This window comes from Nocardioides sp. Soil777 (assembly GCF_001428425.1).
Classification (GTDB): Bacteria; Actinomycetota; Actinomycetes; order Propionibacteriales; family Nocardioidaceae; genus Nocardioides; species Nocardioides terrigena.
Map to the genome: position 1 here is coordinate 143,086 of NZ_LMSN01000018.1, position 15,873 is coordinate 158,958.

The window sequence follows — 15,873 nt, forward strand, 5'->3', positions numbered from 1 at the left end:
CCGCCGGGTCACCGGAGGGGAAGCGCAGGCGGACATAGCTCAGTTGGTAGAGCGCAACCTTGCCAAGGTTGAGGTCGCGAGTTCGAGTCTCGTTGTCCGCTCGGAGAGGTCTCTCCACCGGGTCCCTCCCTGGAGGGCCCCCCGCGGTGGGTTGGCCGAGAGGCGAGGCAACGGACTGCAAATCCGTGTACACGGGTTCAAATCCCGTACCCACCTCCACACAAGTCAAGACCTGGGCGATTGGCGCAGCGGTAGCGCGCTTCCCTGACACGGAAGAGGTCACTGGTTCAATCCCAGTATCGCCCACCAGATCGACGAACAGCCCCTGACCTGCGAAGCCGCAGCTCAGGGGCTGTTTGCTTCTCTCGCCCGATGGAGGCGGGGGCTTCTCCTCAGAGCAGCCCCAGGTCGTAGGCCCTGCGGACCGCCTCGGTGCGGTCCGCGCCCCCAGCTTGCGGTGGTTCGGACGAGCTCCAGCGCCACTCGTCCCGCGACCGATCGTCAGTCCCGCTCTCCGTCGCCCGAGTCCTGCTCGCCGGCCCACCACTCGGCGTCGCGCTCCTCGAGCACGTCCTGGAGGTCGCGCCACGCCTCCTGGTCGTCATGCTCGTGTGCGGGTTGTGTCATCTGCCCATGGTGCTCCGGCGCAAGGCACGGTCGCAACGGGCACGGGCGGCATCCGGAGCGGGGCGACCGAAGTCGGCGGAGCGCTAGTCCGAACGGGCGGTTTACGCCGCAGGAGCCACGCACCTAACCTGAGGGAACGAGCTTGTGACCGGCTGGATCCGGGGGGATTCGCTGGGTCACGCTGAGCCACCCGTCGGCAGGCCGCGCAGGACGCGCGCCGACGGGTGGCTTCGTCTTGTCCCGGAACCATCGCTGGACGTCGCCTTCGACTGCCCGACCGTCGAGTAGGTTGGAGGCACGACTGCAAGGGCCAGCGGCCGACGATGGGTCCATGGACATCGCGTGCCGGTCCTGCAGCAACGCAGGCGGTAGCCGACATGCATCCACGCCCCAGCAGCGACCACGTCCAGCGGGGCTCGTCCAGCTCCCCGGCCACCCGGTGATCTCCTTCGTCTGGTCCCCCGGCGAGCGTCTCCCCGCCGGCACCGGCGGCTCGGAGAACTTCACGATCGGCCACGTCCGCGAGCTCAACCGCCGCGGCGTCGACGCCCGGGTCGTCACCTGCGGCCTGGGTACGGCGGACGGTCGCCGGGAGTTCGACGCGATCCCGTTCCTGTCCCTGGGGTCGTGGTCCGAGGTGAGCGCGCTCGAGGGCACGGTGGTGTTCGTGAGCGACGCCCCGCCCGTGCCCACCCGCCGTCCGGCGTACCAGGTCCTGCACGTCCCCCCTCCGCTGCGCGCCCGGCAGCGGGCGGAGGTCGCCGCGGCGACGCGGGACCGGACGCTCATCGCCACCAGCAGCTACGCGGCCGACCTGTGGAGCAGGTTCCTGGACGTGGACGTCGCCGACATCCACGTGGTCTACCCGTTCGCCGAGCCGGTGTTCGCCAGCCACGACCGGCCCGACCACGTCGGTCGCCGCGTCCTGTACGCCGGGCGCCTCACCCCGAGAAGGGCATCTACACCCTCCTGGCGATGCTCCACACCGACCTCATCGACCAGGACCCGTCCCTGACCTTCACGGTCACCACCGCGGGGGCCGACAAGCCCCAGGGCCGGACCATCGAGCGGATGCTGCGCACGCATCCGCGGATCCGCCTCGTGGAGGCGCGCACCTCGCCCGCAGACGTGGCCGCCCTGATGGCGGAGCACGACGTCGTCGTCATGCCGTCCAACGGGCAGTACTGGCACGAGACCTTCGGCATCGTCTCCATCGAGGCGCAGCACTCCGGCTGCCGCGTGGTGGCCTCCGACGACGGTGGTCTCCCCGAGACCGACTGCGGTGCCCTCGACCTCATCGCGCCGGACAACTCCGAGGCCCTCGCCCACGGCATCCTGGAGGCCCTGGCGCGGGGAGCCGTCCCCGATGCCCAGCGCGCGGCGGCCGCGAGGTCGTTCACGGTGTCCCAATCCGTCGACCAGCTGCTCGCGGTCCTGCGGGAACCGTCCGCTCCCACGCCGTGGAGCATCGTGCAGGAGCTGGAGGAGCTGGTCCGGCTGCCCTCGCCGGACACGACCCCGCGTCCGGTGCCGGTGCGCGCCCTCGCCGGCATGCCCGTCCCGTCGGTCCGAGCGGGAGAGATGGCATGAGTCCCCAGTCCCCCGGCAACCGCCAGGCCAACGACGCCGACCGGCGCTACCTCGACCAGGTGCTGCCGAGCGTCCGCACGGTCACGGCGCTCAGTGTGCAGGCCGGGCAGTCGACCGACCCCGGGATCCGCGGGCTGGCACGGCTCACCGCCGCCACCCAGCGGGCCCGGGGCAGGACCGCGGTCCGTCTGGTGTCGTCGTGGACGGTCCGGGACGCGGACGGCCCACGACCCCCTCTCCCCACGTCGCGGGGCAAGTCCGCTCCGGTCACGCCCCTGGAGGACGGGCACGTCCTGGACCTGCGCTACCTGGCCGACCTGCACGAGCACGCACTGGCCTCCCTGGCCAGCGCCCGCACCGAGATGGTCGAGGGGATCAACCGGCAGGGCCGGCGGATCGCCGAGGACTCGATCCGCGCGCACTCGCGCGAGCTGGCGGCCATCGAGGGCTTCACCTTCACCGGACCGGCGCCGGCCCGGCCGCCCGAGGACTGACGCACCCGGCACACCGTCCAGACCGGTGCTCACCTGATTTGGCGAGGCTCACGCGCGGCGCAGACAAGCCACCCGCGTGCGGAGTAGCGTCGTCGCTGCCGCGTCGGCGGGGAGTCCCTCCCCCGAGATTCCCCTCCGACGTGGTCCACCGTCACGTCACCGGAGTCCGGTGCACGGTGGCCCGCGGACAGGCGACGCCTAGGGTGTCGACATGAGCGGTGACGACGTCGAGCGGACCCCCGACGGCCACCACATCGTCGTCGACGGTCGCCGATGGCGGGCCACCGACACCTCGATCCCGGAGCCGCTGCGAGCGGAGCTGGTCAAGGAGCTCATGCGGGCCCGCCGCCTCGTGGGCAGCCGCGGTGACGCGGCCCGCCCGTTCGTCCACGACGCCAAGGTGGCCCTCGGGGAGCGCGGCGAGCCCTGGTGGGAGGAGCCGTCCGAGGAGGGACGGCGGGACCGCCTCGCTGCGACCGTCCGGGCGCTGCTGAGGCACCGGGAGACGAGCACCATCTGCCCCAGCGACGCGGCCCGCGTGGTGGGCGGCGAGCAGTGGCGCGACCTCATGCCCGTGGCCCGCGACGTCGCCCGCGAGCTGCACGAGCAGGAGGTCGTGGAGGTCCAGCAGGGTGGGACGCGCGTCGACGACCCACGGTCAGCGCGCGGCCCGGTGAGGCTCGCGGCGGGTCCGGCGCTCGAGCGCTGACCGCTCAGCGACCGAGGAGCCCCCGGCCGCCGCGGCCGGGGAGGACCCGCTCCACGCGGTCCCGGGCGATCGCGGCCCGTGCCGCGTTGTCGCCGCAGGCCCCGTGCACGCCGCCGCCCGGGTGCGCCGACGCCGACCCGAGGTAGAGGCCACGGACCGGGGTCTCGGCGCGTCCGAGCCCCGGGACCGGCCGGAACACCAGCTGCTGGTGCAGCTGGGCGGTGCCGCCGTTGAGGGCACCCCCGACCAGGTTGGCGTCGCGGGCCTCCATCTCGCGCGGTCCCAGCACCCGGCGCGCCAGCACCCGGTCGCCGAAGCCGGGCGCGGCCTTCTCCAGCCGCGCCTGCATGCGGTCGGCGAACCTCTCGCAGTCGTCGCGGTCCCACGTGCCCCGGATGCCGCCGTCCCCGGCGTCCGAGGTGGCTCGCTGGGGCACGTGGGCGTACGCCCAGAACGACTCGGTGCCCGCTGGCGAGCGGCTGGCGTCGGACGTCGTCATCTGGCCGGTGAGCATGAAGGGAGCCGCTGGCACTGCCCCGGACTGCACCTGGCTCATCGCCTGCGACATGTCGGCCACCGAGTCGGCGACGTGGACGGTCCCGGGGGCCAGGTCGGGCGCGCCGGTCCACGGGACGCCGCTGTCGAGCGCCCAGTCGACCTTGACGGTCCCCGGATCGAGCTCGAAGGTGCGCAGGGCACGGGTGACGCGGTCGGGCACGTCCGCGGGGTCGAGCAACCGGGTGTAGAGCGTCGGGGCCAGCACGTCGGCCACGACCGCGCGTCGTACGGCGTACCGCTCACCGTCGGCGGTCCGGACGCCCGTGGCCCGTCCCCGCTCCACGTCGACGCGGGTGACCTCGGCACCGGTCCGGATCTCGCCCCCGCGCGCACGGAAGCGACGCGCCAGCGCCTGGGTGAGCTCGCCGGCGCCGCCTTCGGGGACCGGGAAGCCGACGGTCTGGCCCATCATGGCGAGCAGCATCCCGAGCAGCGAGGAGCCGGGGGCGTCGAGCGGGATGTCCGCGTGGGCCGCGTTGCCGGCGAGGAGCACGCGGGCCGCCTCTCCCCCGAAGCGCTGCCGGCCGAGCTCGGACACCGGGGTGAGCAGCGTCTTGACGAAGCCGAGCCCCCCGACGTGCCGCAGGGCGGCCAGCACGCCGACAGCGTGGCGGACGGGCGGGAAGGGTGTGAGCAGGGCGCCGATGAGGTGGGGGCCCACCCGGTCCCACTGGGCGCAGAGCTCGAGCCAGGCCTCGCCGTCGCCGGCGCAGTGTGCCTCCAGGCCGGCGGCGGTCGCCTCCCGGTCGTGGTGCAGCACCGCCCAGCTGCCGTCGGGGAACGGGTGACCGAGCACCGAGGGCGCGTGCCGCCAGGACAGGCCGTGCTCCTCGAGGTCGAAGGACCGGATCGTCGGGGACGAGGCGGCCAGGGGGTAGAAGGCGCTGAACGTGTCGTGCACGAAGTCCGGGTGCAGCTCGCGGTCGCTGCGCACGGCGCCGCCGACGTCGGGCTGGGCCTCCAGCAGGAGGACCGACCAGCCCGCGTCGAGCAGCCGGTTGGCCGCGACGAGGCCGTTGGGCCCGGCGCCCACGACGACCGCGTCGTACGTCGTGCCCGTCATCGGGCCAGCGCCTTGCGTCGCCGGCCCAGCTCCGCGACGTTGCGGGCGATGCCCACCAGGGCGTTGCCGTGGGTGCCGCGGAGCGCGTTGCGCTCCTGACGCGACTCCAGCACGTTGCCGGGACCGAGCTCGACCTCGCGCTCGAGGTCCTGGGCGGCCAGCGTGAACAGCGGGCCGACCAAGCGGTCGTAGACCGGCGGGAGGACCCGGAAGCCGAACCGGATCACGTGGTTGGCGGCGTTCGACTGCCCTCCGCGCCAGGGGTGGGCCGCGGCCGCCAGGACCCGCGCCGCCACCCGCTCGGGCGTCTGGACGGGGAACGGCGGACGCCCGACGGAGTCGCCGTAGGTCGCGGCCTGCTCGTAGATCGGCGTGTCCACACCGCCCGGCGCGACGTAGCCGAAGCGCAGCGCCGGCCGGTCACGGTTGTCGACGCGGAGCTGGCGCACGAGCCCGCGCAGGCCCCACTTGGACACGACGTACGCCGCCATGTCCGGCACCGCGATGTGCCCGATCAGGGAGCCGACGAGCACGACGCTGCCCTCTCCCTGCCGGCGGAGCACGGGGAGCACGTGCCGGACGAGGTTGACCGAGCCGTGCAGGTTGGTGGCCAGGACGGCGTCGAAGACCTCGACGGGGACGTCCTGGATGCGGCCGTAGGCGACGACCCCCGCGTCGCCCACGACGACGTCGAGCCGGCCGTGCCGCTCGACCGCAGCGGCGACCGCGCGGCGTACGTCGTCGTCGTCGGAGACGTCGGCGGGGGTCACCATCGTCGTGGCGGCGCCGAGTGCGTCGCAGTCGGCGGCGACGCGCTCCAGGGCCTCACGCCCGCGGGCGAGCAGCACCAGGTGGTCGCCCCGGCGGGCGGACAGCCGGGCGGTGGCCTCGCCGATGCCGCTGGAGGCACCCGTCACCAGGACGACCCGGGGACTCATCGACGCCCTTCGGCGATCAACGCGAGGCGGCGCAGCGTCTCGGTGTTGCGCCACTTGAGCGTCACGCCCCGCACCGGCCGCGGCGCCAGGACGCCCGGCCCGGAGACGGCGTCCTCGATGATGCGCACCTCGGTCTCGGCCCCCACCGGCAGCAGCCGGATGCTCACCTCCGCCTCGCCGACCGGCCAGGCCCGGGCCCGCAGCGTGACCGAGTGGCCCGGCACCGTCGCCGTGACCTCGGTGTTGTCGTCGATGAGCAGGGGCCACAGGCCCACCGAGTGGTGGAGCTTGCTGCCGACGGCCGGCCAGTCGTCGTCGACCTCGCGCATCCGCGAGGCACCCACCACCCACACCGGGTAGAGCCAGCCGTCGCTCAGCACCTCCCAGACCTGCTCGGGGGTCGCGTGCACGAGTCGGGTGTTCTCCGCCATGGTTCGGTTCCTGTCGTCGGGGTCCCACCACGCTAGCGATGCGCGCCCGGCTCGCCCACCACCCCGAGGGGCCGTCCCGGGGTGACGTGCGTCCCTGCGAGGATGGGGACGGTGGCCTACTTCGAGCGCACCGGTGAGACCTGCTGGACACCGACCCGGCACGTGGGCGGGGCGTGGGACGTCGACGAGCAGCACGTCGCCCCGGCACTCGGCCTGATGGCGCACCTCGTCGAGGCCGACCGGGACCGGCGTCGCGAGGACGGCCTCGTGCTGACCCGGCTGTCCTACGACATCCTCGGCACCCTGCCGATGGACGAGGTGAGCGTCGAGGTGCACGTCCGCCGGCCCGGTCGCACCATCGAGCTGGTCGAGGCCGTGCTGTCGCACGCGGGCCGGCCCGGGGTCGTGCTGCGCGCGTGGCTGCTGGGCTCGGGCGACACTGCAGCGATCGCCGGCACGGACCTCCCCCGGATCCCCGGCCCCGACGAGATGGAGCCGTGGGACCCCACGTCGGTGTGGCCGGGCGGGTTCATCGAGTCCGTCGACGTGCGTCGCGACCGACAGGCACCCGGGCGGGGGTCCTACTGGGTCACGACGGACGTGCCGCTCGTCGACGATCCGGTCAGCGCCACGGCCCGCGCGGCGGCGCTGCTGGACATCGCCAACGGGATGACCGTGCGGGCCGACCCGGGCGAGGTGGCCTTCCCCAACCTGGACCTCACCGCGCACCTCTTCCGGGCGCCGGCGACGGGGTGGCTGGGATTCGACACCACGGTGTCCTTCGGACCCTCGGGCCACGGCCTGACCAGCACGGTGCTCCACGACGAGGCAGGACCCGTCGGCACGATCGCCCAGTCGCTCACCGTGCGCCCGAAGCTGACCTGAGGGAGTCAGTCCTCGTCCGCCGCCTCCTCGCCGTGGGTGCCGGGACGCGGCGCCCAGGGCAGCTCCTTCGCGGGCCGTACGACGATCAGCCGGTCGCCGCGGGCCAGCAGGGTGACCACGGGGTCGAAGTAGCGGTAGACCTTCTCGTCGCGGATCACGGCGATGACCTGGTCGGGCAGCGACTGCGGCTGCTTGCCGACCTCGTTGACCAGCAGGTCGCGCTCGGCGACCTCGAGCCCCTCGCCGTAGGTCAGGAGGTCCTCCATCACCGAGCCGAGCATCGGCGACATCGACGACAGGCCGAGCAGGCGGCCGACGGCGTCGGAGGAGGTGATGACCGAGTTGGCTCCCGACTGCTTCATCAGCGAGACGTTCTCCTGCTCCCGCACCGCCGCCACGATCCACGCGTCGGGGTTGAGCTGGCGCACGGTCAGCGTCGCGAGCACGTTGGAGTCGTCGCGGTCGGTGGTGATGATGACCTGGGTGGCCGTCTGCACCCCGGCCCGCCGGAGCACCTCGCGCCGGGTGGCGTCGCCGGTGACGACGGCCAGCCCGTCGGCGTGCGCCTCCTCGAGGGCCAGCGCGCTCGGGTCGACGATGACGATGGCCTCGCGGTTCTGGCCGTTGTTGACCAGGGTGTCGACCGCGCTGCGGCCCTTGGTGCCGTAGCCGACGACGACGACGTGCTCGGACTCTCCCATGCTCTTCCTCCACCGGGCGACCCGGAACATCTCGCGGCCCTGGGAGGCAAGGACCTCCAGGGTGGTGCCGATCAGCAGCACCAGGAAGGCGATGCGGAGCGGGGTGATGATGAATGCGTTGACCATGCGGGCCTGGGTGGTCACCGGCGCGATGTCGCCGTAGCCGGTGGTGCTCAGCGTGACGGTCGTGTAGTAGATCGAGTCCGTGAAGCCCACCGCGTAGTCGGTGGCGGGGTCGTTGCCGTCGCGGTAGCCCTCGCGGTCGAAGTAGACCAGCAGGACGGTGCCGACCAGGATCGCCAGCGCCAGCAGCAGACGGCGCCCGAGCTCCCACCAGGGGGACCGCGCCGGGTCGGGGAGGGCGACCATCGTCTTGCTCAACGAGCTGGTGTCGCGTGGGGGGAGGTCCGGCACGCTCAGGAGTCTTTCACGGTGATGCGGCTGCGCAGGCGCTGCACGAGCTCGTGGCGGGCCCGCGTCGTGGTGCCCTGCGGGAACACCGTGTCGAAGGACGCGTTGACCGCGGCCCCGATGAGCACGGCGATGGCCAGGAGGTAGAGCCAGAGCAGCACCGCGATGGGGGCGGCCAGCGGTCCGTAGATCGACCGGGACTCCGCGGCCGTGACGGTCAGGACCCAACGCAGCACGAACGAGCCGCCGACCCACGCCACCAGCGAGAACACCGCGCCCGGGAGGTTGAACGCCCAGTTGGTCCGCACCGGCACGGACACGTGGTAGAGCGTCGCGAGGAAGCAGACGCACAGGAGCAGCACCAGCGGCCAGTAGAAGCCCATCAGGAACTCGAAGCGTGGGGGCAGCCACCGCTCGACCAGGCTCGGGCCGGCCACCACCAGCGGGATGCTGACCACCCCGGTGAGCATCGCCAGGACGTAGAGGACGAACGACAGGGCGCGGGTCTTGACGATCCCCCGGTGCCCGCCGAGCCCGTGCATGATCGTGATGGTGTCGACGAAGACGTTGAGGGCGCGCGACCCCGACCACAGGGCGAGCACGAAGCCGACCGAGATGACGTCGTACCGACCGCCCTCGAGCACCGTGTCGATGGTCGGCCGGATGATGGTGTCGACGGCCCGCTCGGTGAGCGCCTGGGAGGACAGGTCGAGGACCGCCTGCCGCACGTCGTCCAGCTGGGCCGCGGTGAAGCGGTCCGACACGTAGCCGATCGCGCCGGCCATCGCGAAGACCAGCGGCGGCACCGAGAGGATCGCGAAGAAGGCCGCCTCGGCGGCCAGCCCGGTCACCCGGTAGCGCATGCACGATCCCACCGTCGCGACGGTGATCCGCCAGAGGTGCTCGCGGACCGTCACACCCCTCGCCCGAAGGGTGCGCAGCGCCGGATGCTGCTGCCCCACCGTGACCATGGGGCCTACGGTATCCACCATGCAGGCCCATCTCCGGGACGCCACCAACCAGGCCCCGCCACTCGTCGGTCACAACGTCGTCACCTCCGACCTCGCGCTCAGCGAGGCGGTGCTCCGGCACGCCTCCGCCGACGTCCTCGACGACCTGGTGCCGCTGGGTGCCGAGGCCGGGACCGCCGACGCCCGCGAGCACGGGATGCTCGCCAACCGCCACCACCCCGAGCTGGTCCCCTACGACCGCTACGGCACCCGGATCGACGAGGTCGCCTTCCACCCGTCGTGGCACTGGCTCATGGAGCGCGCCGTCGGCCACGGCCTCGCTGCCGCCCCCTGGACGTCGGACGAGCCGCACGCGCACGTACGCCGCGCGGCCGGCTTCCTCGCCTGGTCGCAGACCGAGCCCGGCCACGGTTGCCCCGTCTCGATGACGTATGCCGCCGTCCCGGCGCTGCGGGCCGACGACGCGATCGCGAAGGAGTGGACGCCGCTGCTGGCTTCGCTGCGCTACGACCCCGGGGTGCGGGCCCACACGGCCAAGCTCGGCGCGCTCGCCGGCATGGGCATGACCGAGAAGCAGGGCGGCTCCGACGTCCGGGCCAACGTGACGCAGGCCCGCCCGACCGGGGACGACGGCTGGTACACGCTGCACGGCCACAAGTGGTTCACGTCCGCGCCGATGAACGACGTCTTCCTCGTGCTCGCCCAGGCCGAGGAGGGCGTGACCTGCTTCGTGGTGCCGCGGGTCCTCGACGACGGCACCCGCAACCGGATCGACGTCGTCCGCCTCAAGGACAAGCTCGGCAACCGCTCCAACGCCTCCTCCGAGCTCGAGCTCGACGGCACCCTGGCCCAGCGGCTCGGCGACGAGGGCCGCGGCGTGCGCACCATCATCGAGATGGTCGCCGCCACCCGGCTCGACTGCGTCCTCGGCTCCGCGTCGCTGATGCGCCGGGCGCTCGCGGAGGCGTCGTGGCACGTCACCCACCGCTCGGCCTTCGGCGGGCGGCTCGTCGACAAGCCGTTGATGCAGAACGTCGTGGCCGACCTCGCGGTGGAGTCCGAGGCCGCCACCGCGCTGGGCCTGCGGCTCGCGGCGGCCGTCGACCGGCCCGGGGACGCCCACGAGGCCGCGCTGCGGCGGATCGCACTGCCGCTGGCGAAGTTCTGGGTGTGCAAGCGCACGCCGCCCATGGTCGCCGAGGCGCTCGAGTGCCTCGGCGGCAACGGGTACGTCGAGGAGTCCGGCATGCCGCTGCTCTTCCGCGAGTCCCCGCTCAACTCCGTGTGGGAGGGCTCGGGCAACGTCAACGCGCTCGACGTGCTGCGCGCGCTGTCCCGCGAGCCCGAGACGCTGGAGGCCTGGATCACCGAGGTCGGCGCCGCCCGCGGCGAGGACCCGCACCTCGACCGCGCGGTCGACGACACGCTCACGCTCCTCGGCGACGTCACCTCGCTCGAGGTGTCCGCCCGTCGCCTCGCCGGCCAGATGGCCGCCTGCCTGCAGGGCTCGCTGCTCGTCCGCTTCGGGCCGACCGAGGTGGCCGACGCGTTCTGCTCCATCCGGCTCGGGGCGTCGTACAACGGGACGTTCGGCACCCTCGCGGGGGCCGACCTCGCCGCGATCGTCGGGCGCACGACCCCGGTGGTGGCCTGATGGCCACCCGCGAGTGGGACGCGTCGACGTACGACTCGCTGCCGCTCCCCCACGTCGCCTGGGGCCAGCGGGTCCTGGACCGGATGCGGCTCACGGGCGACGAGCGGGTGCTGGACGCCGGGTGCGGCACCGGTCGTGACGGCGCCGCGCTGCTCGAGCGCTGGCCGGGGGTCGACCTCGTCGGCATCGACGGGTCGGCGCAGATGATCGAGCAGGCCCGCACCCGGCTCGGCGACCGGGCCGAGCTGCACGTCGCGGACCTGACCGAGCCGCTGCCCCTCACCGAGCCCGTCGACGCGGTGATGAGCGTGGCCGCCTTCCACTGGATCACCGACCACGACCTGCTCTTCGCCCACCTCGCGGCGGCGATGCGCCCGGGCGCACGGCTCACGTCCGACTGCGGCGGGCAGGGACAGCTGGCGGTGATGACCGCGGCCCTCGTCGAGGTGACGGGCGACGGCAAGTTCGGCACGTCGTTCAAGGGCGTGGACGAGACGCGCGCGTCCCTGGAGGGCGCGGGCTTCGAGGTCGAGGACGTGCGGCTGCGGCCCGACCCCCTGCGCCTCGAGGACCCGGAGCTGATGGAGACCTACCTCGCGACGGTCAACCTCGGCTCGCACCTGGAGGCGCTGCCGGCCGAGGAGCACCGGCCGTTCGTGCGTGCGGTGCGGGAGGCGATGACCGAGCCGGTCATCGACTACGTCCGGCTCGAGATCGACGCCACCCGCCGCTGAGCCTCACCCCAGCGCGGCCGACACCACGTCGCGGGCCTCGGCCTGCACCTGGGCGAGGTGGTCCGGACCGCGGAACGACTCGGCGTAGATCTTGTAGACGTCCTCGGTGCCACTGGGCCGCGCGGCGAACCACGCCGACTCGGTGGTGACCTTGAGCCCGCCGATCCGCGCGCCGTTGCCGGGCGCCTCGGTGAGCTTGCCGGTGATCTCCTCCCCCGCCAGCGACGTCGCCGAGACGTCGTCGGGAGAGAGGGCCGCGAGCTTGGCCTTCTGCGCGCGGTCGGCCGGGGCGTCCACCCGGGCGTACGCCGGGTCGCCGTGCTCGGCGACGAGGTCGGCGTAGTGCTGGCTCGGGGTCCGGCCCGTGCGGCCGAGGATCTCGCTGCCGAGCAGGCAGAGCAGCAGGCCGTCCTTGTCGGTGGTCCAGGTCGAGCCGTCGCGGCGCAGGAACGACGCGCCCGCCGACTCCTCGCCTCCGAAGCCGAACGAGCCGTCGATGAGCCCGGGCACGAACCACTTGAAGCCCACCGGGACCTCCACCAGCGGCTTGCCGATCGAGGCGGCGACCCGGTCGATCATCGAGCTCGAGACCAGCGTCTTGCCGATCCGGGCGCTGTCCGGCCAGTCCGGTCGGGCGCCGCCGAAGAGGTAGCCGATGGCGACGGCGAGGAAGTGGTTGGGGTTCATCAACCCGGCGTCGGGGGTGACGATGCCGTGCCGGTCGGCGTCCGCGTCGTTGCCGGTGGCGATGTCGTACTCGTCCTTGCGCCGGATCAGCGACGCCATCGCCGACGGGCTCGAGCAGTCCATCCGGATCTTCTCGTCCCAGTCCAGCGTCATGAAGCGCCACGTCGGGTCGACGAGCGGGTTGACCACGGTGAGGTCGAGACCGTGCCGGTCGGCGATCTCGCCCCAGTAGTGCACGCTCGCGCCACCCAGCGGGTCGGCGCCGATGCGGACGCCCGCCTCGCGGACGGCGTCCAGGTCGAGCACGGACGGCAGGTCGTCGACGTACGTGCCGAGGAAGTCGTAGGACGAGGCGTGGGCGCGGGCGCGCGTGAACGGGATGCGTCGTACGCCGCCCATCCCGGCCGCGATCAGCTCGTTGGCCCGCGCGGCGATGACGCTGGTGGCGTCGGTGTCGGCGGGACCGCCGTGCGGGGGGTTGTACTTGAAGCCGCCGTCGGCGGGCGGGTTGTGCGACGGGGTGACGACGATGCCGTCGGCGAGGCCGGAGCCGGTGGCGCGCCCGCCGTTGGCCCGGATGATCGCGTGGGAGACCGCCGGGGTCGGCGTGTAGCCGTCGCGGTCGTCGACCAGCACGGTGACGTCGTTGGCGGCCAGCACCTCGAGCGCCGTCGCCCACGCGGGCTCGGACAGGGCGTGCGTGTCGCGGCCGATGAAGAGCGGCCCGTCGTAGCCCTGCTCGCGGCGGTAGTCGCAGATCGCCTGCGTCGTCGCCGCGATGTGGGTGTCGTTGAACGAGGTCTTGAGGCTCGAGCCGCGGTGCCCGCTCGTGCCGAACGCGACCTGCTGGTCGACGTCGCCGGGGTCCGGGACGCCCGTGTAGTAGGCGGTGACCAGGTGGGCGACGTCGACCAGGTCGCGGGCCTCGGCGAGCTGTCCGGCGCGGGATGCTGCATCTGCGGGTGCCATGGCGCCATCTTGGTGCCCACCGCCTCGCACGTCGAGGACCGGCACCCGGAGAAAAGTTCGTCGAGGATGTCGAAACGCGTCGCACCCGACCGTCATCGTGATGAGGTCGCACCCGCGGCCCACCACCCAGGAGGGAACCAGATGAGCCGATACCTGATCCTGCTCCCGGCCCCGGAGGCCGAGTGGGCCTCCCTGCCGGAGTCCGAGCACGAGAAGGGACACCGTTCGCACGTGCAGTTCCACGAGGAGCTGCGCGCCGGGGGCCACACGATCCTCACCGTCGGGCCGCTCGAGCCGTCGGCGCAGGCCACCTCCATGCGCCCGGACGGCGACGGCGGGGCGCTCGTCACGGACGGGCCGTTCTCGGAGACCGCCGAGCAGGTCGTCGGCTTCTACCTCGTCGAGACCGACGACGAGGCTGACCTGCGTGCCGCGTGCGAGCGCTTCGCGGCCCGTGGTGAGCACATCGAGTTCCGCCGCATGGCCGAGTAGAGGGAGAGACACATGACCGAGTACGTCGTACTGATCGTCGGCGACGCCGACCGCTGGTGGACCACCATGAGCGAGCAGGAGCGCAAGGACGGCTACGCCGAGTACGGGCGCTTCGCGCAGCAGCTCGCCGAGCGGGGCCACCGGATCGCCGGGGGCGCCGAGCTCCAGGCGAGCACCACGGTCCGCACCGTCCAGCCGGGCGGCACGGCCGTCACCGAGGGCCCTACGCCGAGAGCGCCGAGCAGGTGGCCGGCTACTTCCACATCGACACCGAGGACGTCGACGACCTCGTCGAGTGCTGCCGGATCATCGCCGCGGTCGGCGATGCCGTGCAGGTGGTCCCCACCGTCGTGCCCGAGTCGAGGCCGTCATGAAGTACCTCGTGCTGCTCATCGGCGACGGCGAGGTGAAGCCCTGGGACCAGCAGACCCCGGAGGAGCAGGCCTCGGCGATGGAGCTCTTCGGGGCCTTCGACGCGGCGTGCGCCGCTCGGGAGGGGGTCGAGCTGCTGGCCGGCGAGGCGCTGTCGGGCCCCGCGGACGCGACGACCCTGCGCACGCGTGGCGGGCGGCTCCAGCTGACCGACCGTCCGTACGCCGAGGTGATCGAGGGCATGGGCGGCTTCTACCTCGTCGAGGCCCCCGACCTCGACGTGCTCGTCGAGCTGCTGGGGATCCTGCCGGCCTACGACATGCAGGTCTCCCCCGTGGTCGACGTCGCCTCCTGAGCGTGGACGTCCTCGAGGTCACCGTGCGCGAGGAGTGGGGCCGGCTCGTGGCCCTGCTCCTCGCGCAGTTCCGCCGACTCGACCTCGTCGAGGACGCGCTCGGCGACGCGGTGGAGGCGGCCAGCCGCACCTGGCCCCGCGACGGCGCGCCCGACAACCCGACCGGCTGGCTCCTCACCACGGCCCGCCGCCGCCTCCTGGACCGGCTGCGCACCGAGGAGGTGGCGCGGCGGAAGCACCCACTGCTCGCCACCGAGGCCGAGCGGCGGGGAGAGGGAGTGCGCACCATGGCCGACCCCGGATCGGTCGTCGAGGACGACCTGCTGCGGCTGGTGCTGATGTGCGCGCACCCGGCCCTGTCCCCCGAGTCCGCCTGCGCGTTGTCGCTGCGGCTCGTGCTGGGGGTGCCGACGCCGGACGTGGCGCGGCTGTTCCTCGTCCCGGAGGCGACCATGGCGGCGCGGATCACCCGCGCCAAGAAGCGCATCGTCGGGGCAGGGATCCCCTTCGCCGTGCCCGACGCCGGCGTGCTGCCCGACCGCCTCGACACGGTGGCCCACACCGCCTACCTCGCGTTCACCGCCGGCTACGCACCCGGCACCGGTCCCGACCTGCTCCGTGCCGAGACCTCCGGCGAGGCGATCCGGCTGGTGCGCGTCGTGCTAGCCCTCCGACCCGACGAGCCGGTGCTCGTCGCCCTCCTGGCGCTGCTGCTCCTCCAGCACTCGCGCCGCGACGCCCGGGTGGCGGACGGTCGCCTCGTGCTGCTCCCCGACCAGGACCGCTCGCGCTGGCACCACGAGGAGATCGCCGAGGCTCTCACCCTGCTCGGCCACCCGGCCTTGGCCGGACCGATCACCGTGCAGGCGGCGTCGTACACGCTGCAGGCACGGATCGGCGCCGAGCACGCCCGGGCGTTGCGCCCGGAGGACACCCGGTGGGAGCGGATCGTGACGCTCTACGACACCCTGCTGGCCGTCGCGCCCTCCCCGAGTGCCCGCCTCGCCCGCGCCGTCGCGGTCGCCGAGGCGCGCGGCCCGGCGGCGGGGATCGCCGCCCTCGAGGGCGTCGACATCCCGTCCAGCCACCGCGTCGCCGCGGTGCGCGCCGAGCTCCTGGCGCGTGACGGCGACACGGTGGCCGCGCGTGCGGCGTACGACCAGGCGATCGCCGCCTGCCGCAACGACGTGGAGATCGCCCACCTGCGTGCGCGGCGGACGGCCCTGGACTGA

General features: G+C 73.3%; 18 protein-coding genes and 3 tRNA genes. 14 read left to right on the top strand and 7 right to left on the bottom strand.

Features of this window, described 5'->3' with window-relative positions; genetic code table 11:
* The first annotated feature begins 28 nt into the window (after positions 1-28).
* The 3 genes from ASG88_RS17725 (at position 29) to ASG88_RS17735 (ending at position 309) form a co-directional block, all read left to right on the top strand.
* Positions 29-101: transfer RNA gene (locus ASG88_RS17725), tRNA-Gly, on the top strand.
* Positions 102-145: 44 nt separating this feature from the next.
* Positions 146-219: transfer RNA gene (locus tag ASG88_RS17730), tRNA-Cys, on the top strand.
* Positions 220-234: 15 nt separating this feature from the next.
* Positions 235-309 (top strand) — tRNA-Val (locus ASG88_RS17735).
* A gap of 192 nt (positions 310-501) precedes the next feature.
* Here ASG88_RS17735 and ASG88_RS24095 read toward each other — a convergent pair.
* Complete coding sequence (locus ASG88_RS24095) at positions 502-627, bottom strand: hypothetical protein (protein ID WP_268791521.1); 126 nt, start codon at positions 625-627, stop codon at positions 502-504.
* Positions 628-958: 331 nt separating this feature from the next.
* Here ASG88_RS24095 and ASG88_RS23895 point away from each other — a divergent pair, with 331 nt between their 5' ends.
* From ASG88_RS23895 to ASG88_RS23900, 4 genes are all read left to right on the top strand, one after another.
* Positions 959-1,642, top strand: coding sequence for a hypothetical protein (locus ASG88_RS23895; protein WP_157559807.1), 684 nt, complete (start codon positions 959-961; stop codon positions 1,640-1,642).
* Positions 1,603-2,217 carry a glycosyltransferase family 4 protein gene (locus ASG88_RS17745; protein ID WP_056888770.1) on the top strand — a complete coding sequence of 205 codons (615 nt, stop codon included), beginning with the start codon at positions 1,603-1,605 and terminating at the stop codon, positions 2,215-2,217. The genes ASG88_RS23895 and ASG88_RS17745 overlap by 40 nt, the downstream gene beginning before the upstream one ends.
* Positions 2,214-2,711 carry a hypothetical protein gene (locus ASG88_RS17750; RefSeq protein ID WP_056888771.1) on the top strand — a complete coding sequence of 166 codons (498 nt, stop codon included), beginning with the start codon at positions 2,214-2,216 and terminating at the stop codon, positions 2,709-2,711. Before ASG88_RS17745 ends, ASG88_RS17750 begins: the two co-directional genes overlap by 4 nt.
* A gap of 211 nt (positions 2,712-2,922) precedes the next feature.
* The gene (locus tag ASG88_RS23900) at positions 2,923-3,420 is read left to right on the top strand and encodes a DUF3253 domain-containing protein (RefSeq protein WP_056888772.1); all 498 of its coding nucleotides are present in this window, start codon (positions 2,923-2,925) and stop codon (positions 3,418-3,420) included.
* A gap of 4 nt (positions 3,421-3,424) precedes the next feature.
* On the opposite strand, the gene ASG88_RS17760 is transcribed toward ASG88_RS23900, so the two are convergent.
* Genes ASG88_RS17760 through ASG88_RS17770 form a run of 3 tightly spaced genes read right to left on the bottom strand, consistent with a single transcriptional unit; the run spans position 3,425 to position 6,410 of the window.
* Positions 3,425-5,041 carry a phytoene desaturase family protein gene (locus ASG88_RS17760; RefSeq protein ID WP_056888773.1) on the bottom strand — a complete coding sequence of 539 codons (1,617 nt, stop codon included), beginning with the start codon at positions 5,039-5,041 and terminating at the stop codon, positions 3,425-3,427.
* Complete coding sequence (locus ASG88_RS17765) at positions 5,038-5,979, bottom strand: SDR family NAD(P)-dependent oxidoreductase (RefSeq protein ID WP_082600653.1); 942 nt, start codon at positions 5,977-5,979, stop codon at positions 5,038-5,040. Before ASG88_RS17765 ends, ASG88_RS17760 begins: the two co-directional genes overlap by 4 nt.
* Entirely contained in the window at positions 5,976-6,410 is a 435-nt protein-coding gene (locus ASG88_RS17770) for an SRPBCC family protein (protein ID WP_056888774.1), read from the bottom strand. Before ASG88_RS17770 ends, ASG88_RS17765 begins: the two co-directional genes overlap by 4 nt.
* Before the next feature lie 111 nt (positions 6,411-6,521).
* Between ASG88_RS17770 and ASG88_RS17775 the strand changes: the two genes are divergently transcribed.
* On the top strand, positions 6,522-7,295 hold the full coding sequence (locus ASG88_RS17775; RefSeq protein ID WP_056888775.1) for a thioesterase family protein: 774 nt from the start codon (positions 6,522-6,524) through the stop codon (positions 7,293-7,295).
* Positions 7,296-7,300: 5 nt separating this feature from the next.
* On the opposite strand, the gene ASG88_RS17780 is transcribed toward ASG88_RS17775, so the two are convergent.
* Both ASG88_RS17780 and ASG88_RS17785 read right to left on the bottom strand, forming a co-directional pair.
* Entirely contained in the window at positions 7,301-8,410 is a 1,110-nt protein-coding gene (locus ASG88_RS17780) for a potassium channel family protein (RefSeq protein ID WP_414858647.1), read from the bottom strand.
* Between the two features lie 2 nt (positions 8,411-8,412).
* The gene (locus tag ASG88_RS17785) at positions 8,413-9,378 is read right to left on the bottom strand and encodes a YihY/virulence factor BrkB family protein (RefSeq protein ID WP_056888777.1); all 966 of its coding nucleotides are present in this window, start codon (positions 9,376-9,378) and stop codon (positions 8,413-8,415) included.
* 19 nt (positions 9,379-9,397) lie between these two features.
* Here ASG88_RS17785 and ASG88_RS17790 point away from each other — a divergent pair, with 19 nt between their 5' ends.
* Together ASG88_RS17790 and ASG88_RS17795 are read left to right on the top strand one after the other, a co-directional pair.
* Positions 9,398-11,032 carry an acyl-CoA dehydrogenase family protein gene (locus tag ASG88_RS17790; RefSeq protein ID WP_056888778.1) on the top strand — a complete coding sequence of 545 codons (1,635 nt, stop codon included), beginning with the start codon at positions 9,398-9,400 and terminating at the stop codon, positions 11,030-11,032.
* Positions 11,032-11,766: a class I SAM-dependent methyltransferase gene (locus ASG88_RS17795; RefSeq protein ID WP_056888779.1), complete on the top strand. Its 735-nt coding sequence runs from the start codon at positions 11,032-11,034 to the stop codon at positions 11,764-11,766. Before ASG88_RS17790 ends, ASG88_RS17795 begins: the two co-directional genes overlap by 1 nt.
* A gap of 3 nt (positions 11,767-11,769) precedes the next feature.
* Here the strand turns inward: ASG88_RS17795 and pgm are convergent, their stop codons facing one another.
* Positions 11,770-13,422, bottom strand: coding sequence for a phosphoglucomutase (alpha-D-glucose-1,6-bisphosphate-dependent) (gene pgm / locus ASG88_RS17800; RefSeq protein WP_056888780.1), 1,653 nt, complete (start codon positions 13,420-13,422; stop codon positions 11,770-11,772).
* Positions 13,423-13,563: 141 nt separating this feature from the next.
* On the opposite strand from pgm, the gene ASG88_RS17805 reads away from it, so the two are divergent.
* The 4 genes from ASG88_RS17805 (at position 13,564) to ASG88_RS17815 (ending at position 15,873) form a co-directional block, all read left to right on the top strand.
* Entirely contained in the window at positions 13,564-13,914 is a 351-nt protein-coding gene (locus tag ASG88_RS17805; protein WP_056888781.1) for a YciI family protein, read from the top strand.
* 245 nt (positions 13,915-14,159) lie between these two features.
* The gene (locus ASG88_RS24100; protein WP_268791525.1) at positions 14,160-14,288 is read left to right on the top strand and encodes a hypothetical protein; all 129 of its coding nucleotides are present in this window, start codon (positions 14,160-14,162) and stop codon (positions 14,286-14,288) included.
* Entirely contained in the window at positions 14,285-14,641 is a 357-nt protein-coding gene (locus ASG88_RS23610; RefSeq protein WP_056888782.1) for a YciI family protein, read from the top strand. The genes ASG88_RS24100 and ASG88_RS23610 overlap by 4 nt, the downstream gene beginning before the upstream one ends.
* Before the next feature lie 2 nt (positions 14,642-14,643).
* The gene (locus ASG88_RS17815) at positions 14,644-15,873 is read left to right on the top strand and encodes an RNA polymerase sigma factor (protein WP_056888783.1); all 1,230 of its coding nucleotides are present in this window, start codon (positions 14,644-14,646) and stop codon (positions 15,871-15,873) included.

What these genes read in the sequence shown, in the direction of transcription:
- ASG88_RS24095 (WP_268791521.1), bottom strand. Translation starts at nt 627, where the DNA reads ATGACACAACCCGCACACGAGCATGACGACCAGGAGGCGTGGCGCGAC.
- ASG88_RS23895 (WP_157559807.1), top strand. Translation starts at nt 959, where the DNA reads ATGGACATCGCGTGCCGGTCCTGCAGCAACGCAGGCGGTAGCCGACAT.
- ASG88_RS17745 (WP_056888770.1), top strand. Translation starts at nt 1,603, where the DNA reads ATGCTCCACACCGACCTCATCGACCAGGACCCGTCCCTGACCTTCACG.
- ASG88_RS17750 (WP_056888771.1), top strand. Translation starts at nt 2,214, where the DNA reads ATGAGTCCCCAGTCCCCCGGCAACCGCCAGGCCAACGACGCCGACCGG.
- ASG88_RS23900 (WP_056888772.1), top strand. Translation starts at nt 2,923, where the DNA reads ATGAGCGGTGACGACGTCGAGCGGACCCCCGACGGCCACCACATCGTC.
- ASG88_RS17760 (WP_056888773.1), bottom strand. Translation starts at nt 5,041, where the DNA reads ATGACGGGCACGACGTACGACGCGGTCGTCGTGGGCGCCGGGCCCAAC.
- ASG88_RS17765 (WP_082600653.1), bottom strand. Translation starts at nt 5,979, where the DNA reads ATGAGTCCCCGGGTCGTCCTGGTGACGGGTGCCTCCAGCGGCATCGGC.
- ASG88_RS17770 (WP_056888774.1), bottom strand. Translation starts at nt 6,410, where the DNA reads ATGGCGGAGAACACCCGACTCGTGCACGCGACCCCCGAGCAGGTCTGG.
- ASG88_RS17785 (WP_056888777.1), bottom strand. Translation starts at nt 9,378, where the DNA reads ATGGTCACGGTGGGGCAGCAGCATCCGGCGCTGCGCACCCTTCGGGCG.
- ASG88_RS17790 (WP_056888778.1), top strand. Translation starts at nt 9,398, where the DNA reads ATGCAGGCCCATCTCCGGGACGCCACCAACCAGGCCCCGCCACTCGTC.
- ASG88_RS17795 (WP_056888779.1), top strand. Translation starts at nt 11,032, where the DNA reads ATGGCCACCCGCGAGTGGGACGCGTCGACGTACGACTCGCTGCCGCTC.
- pgm (WP_056888780.1), bottom strand. Translation starts at nt 13,422, where the DNA reads ATGGCACCCGCAGATGCAGCATCCCGCGCCGGACAGCTCGCCGAGGCC.
- ASG88_RS17805 (WP_056888781.1), top strand. Translation starts at nt 13,564, where the DNA reads ATGAGCCGATACCTGATCCTGCTCCCGGCCCCGGAGGCCGAGTGGGCC.
- ASG88_RS23610 (WP_056888782.1), top strand. Translation starts at nt 14,285, where the DNA reads ATGAAGTACCTCGTGCTGCTCATCGGCGACGGCGAGGTGAAGCCCTGG.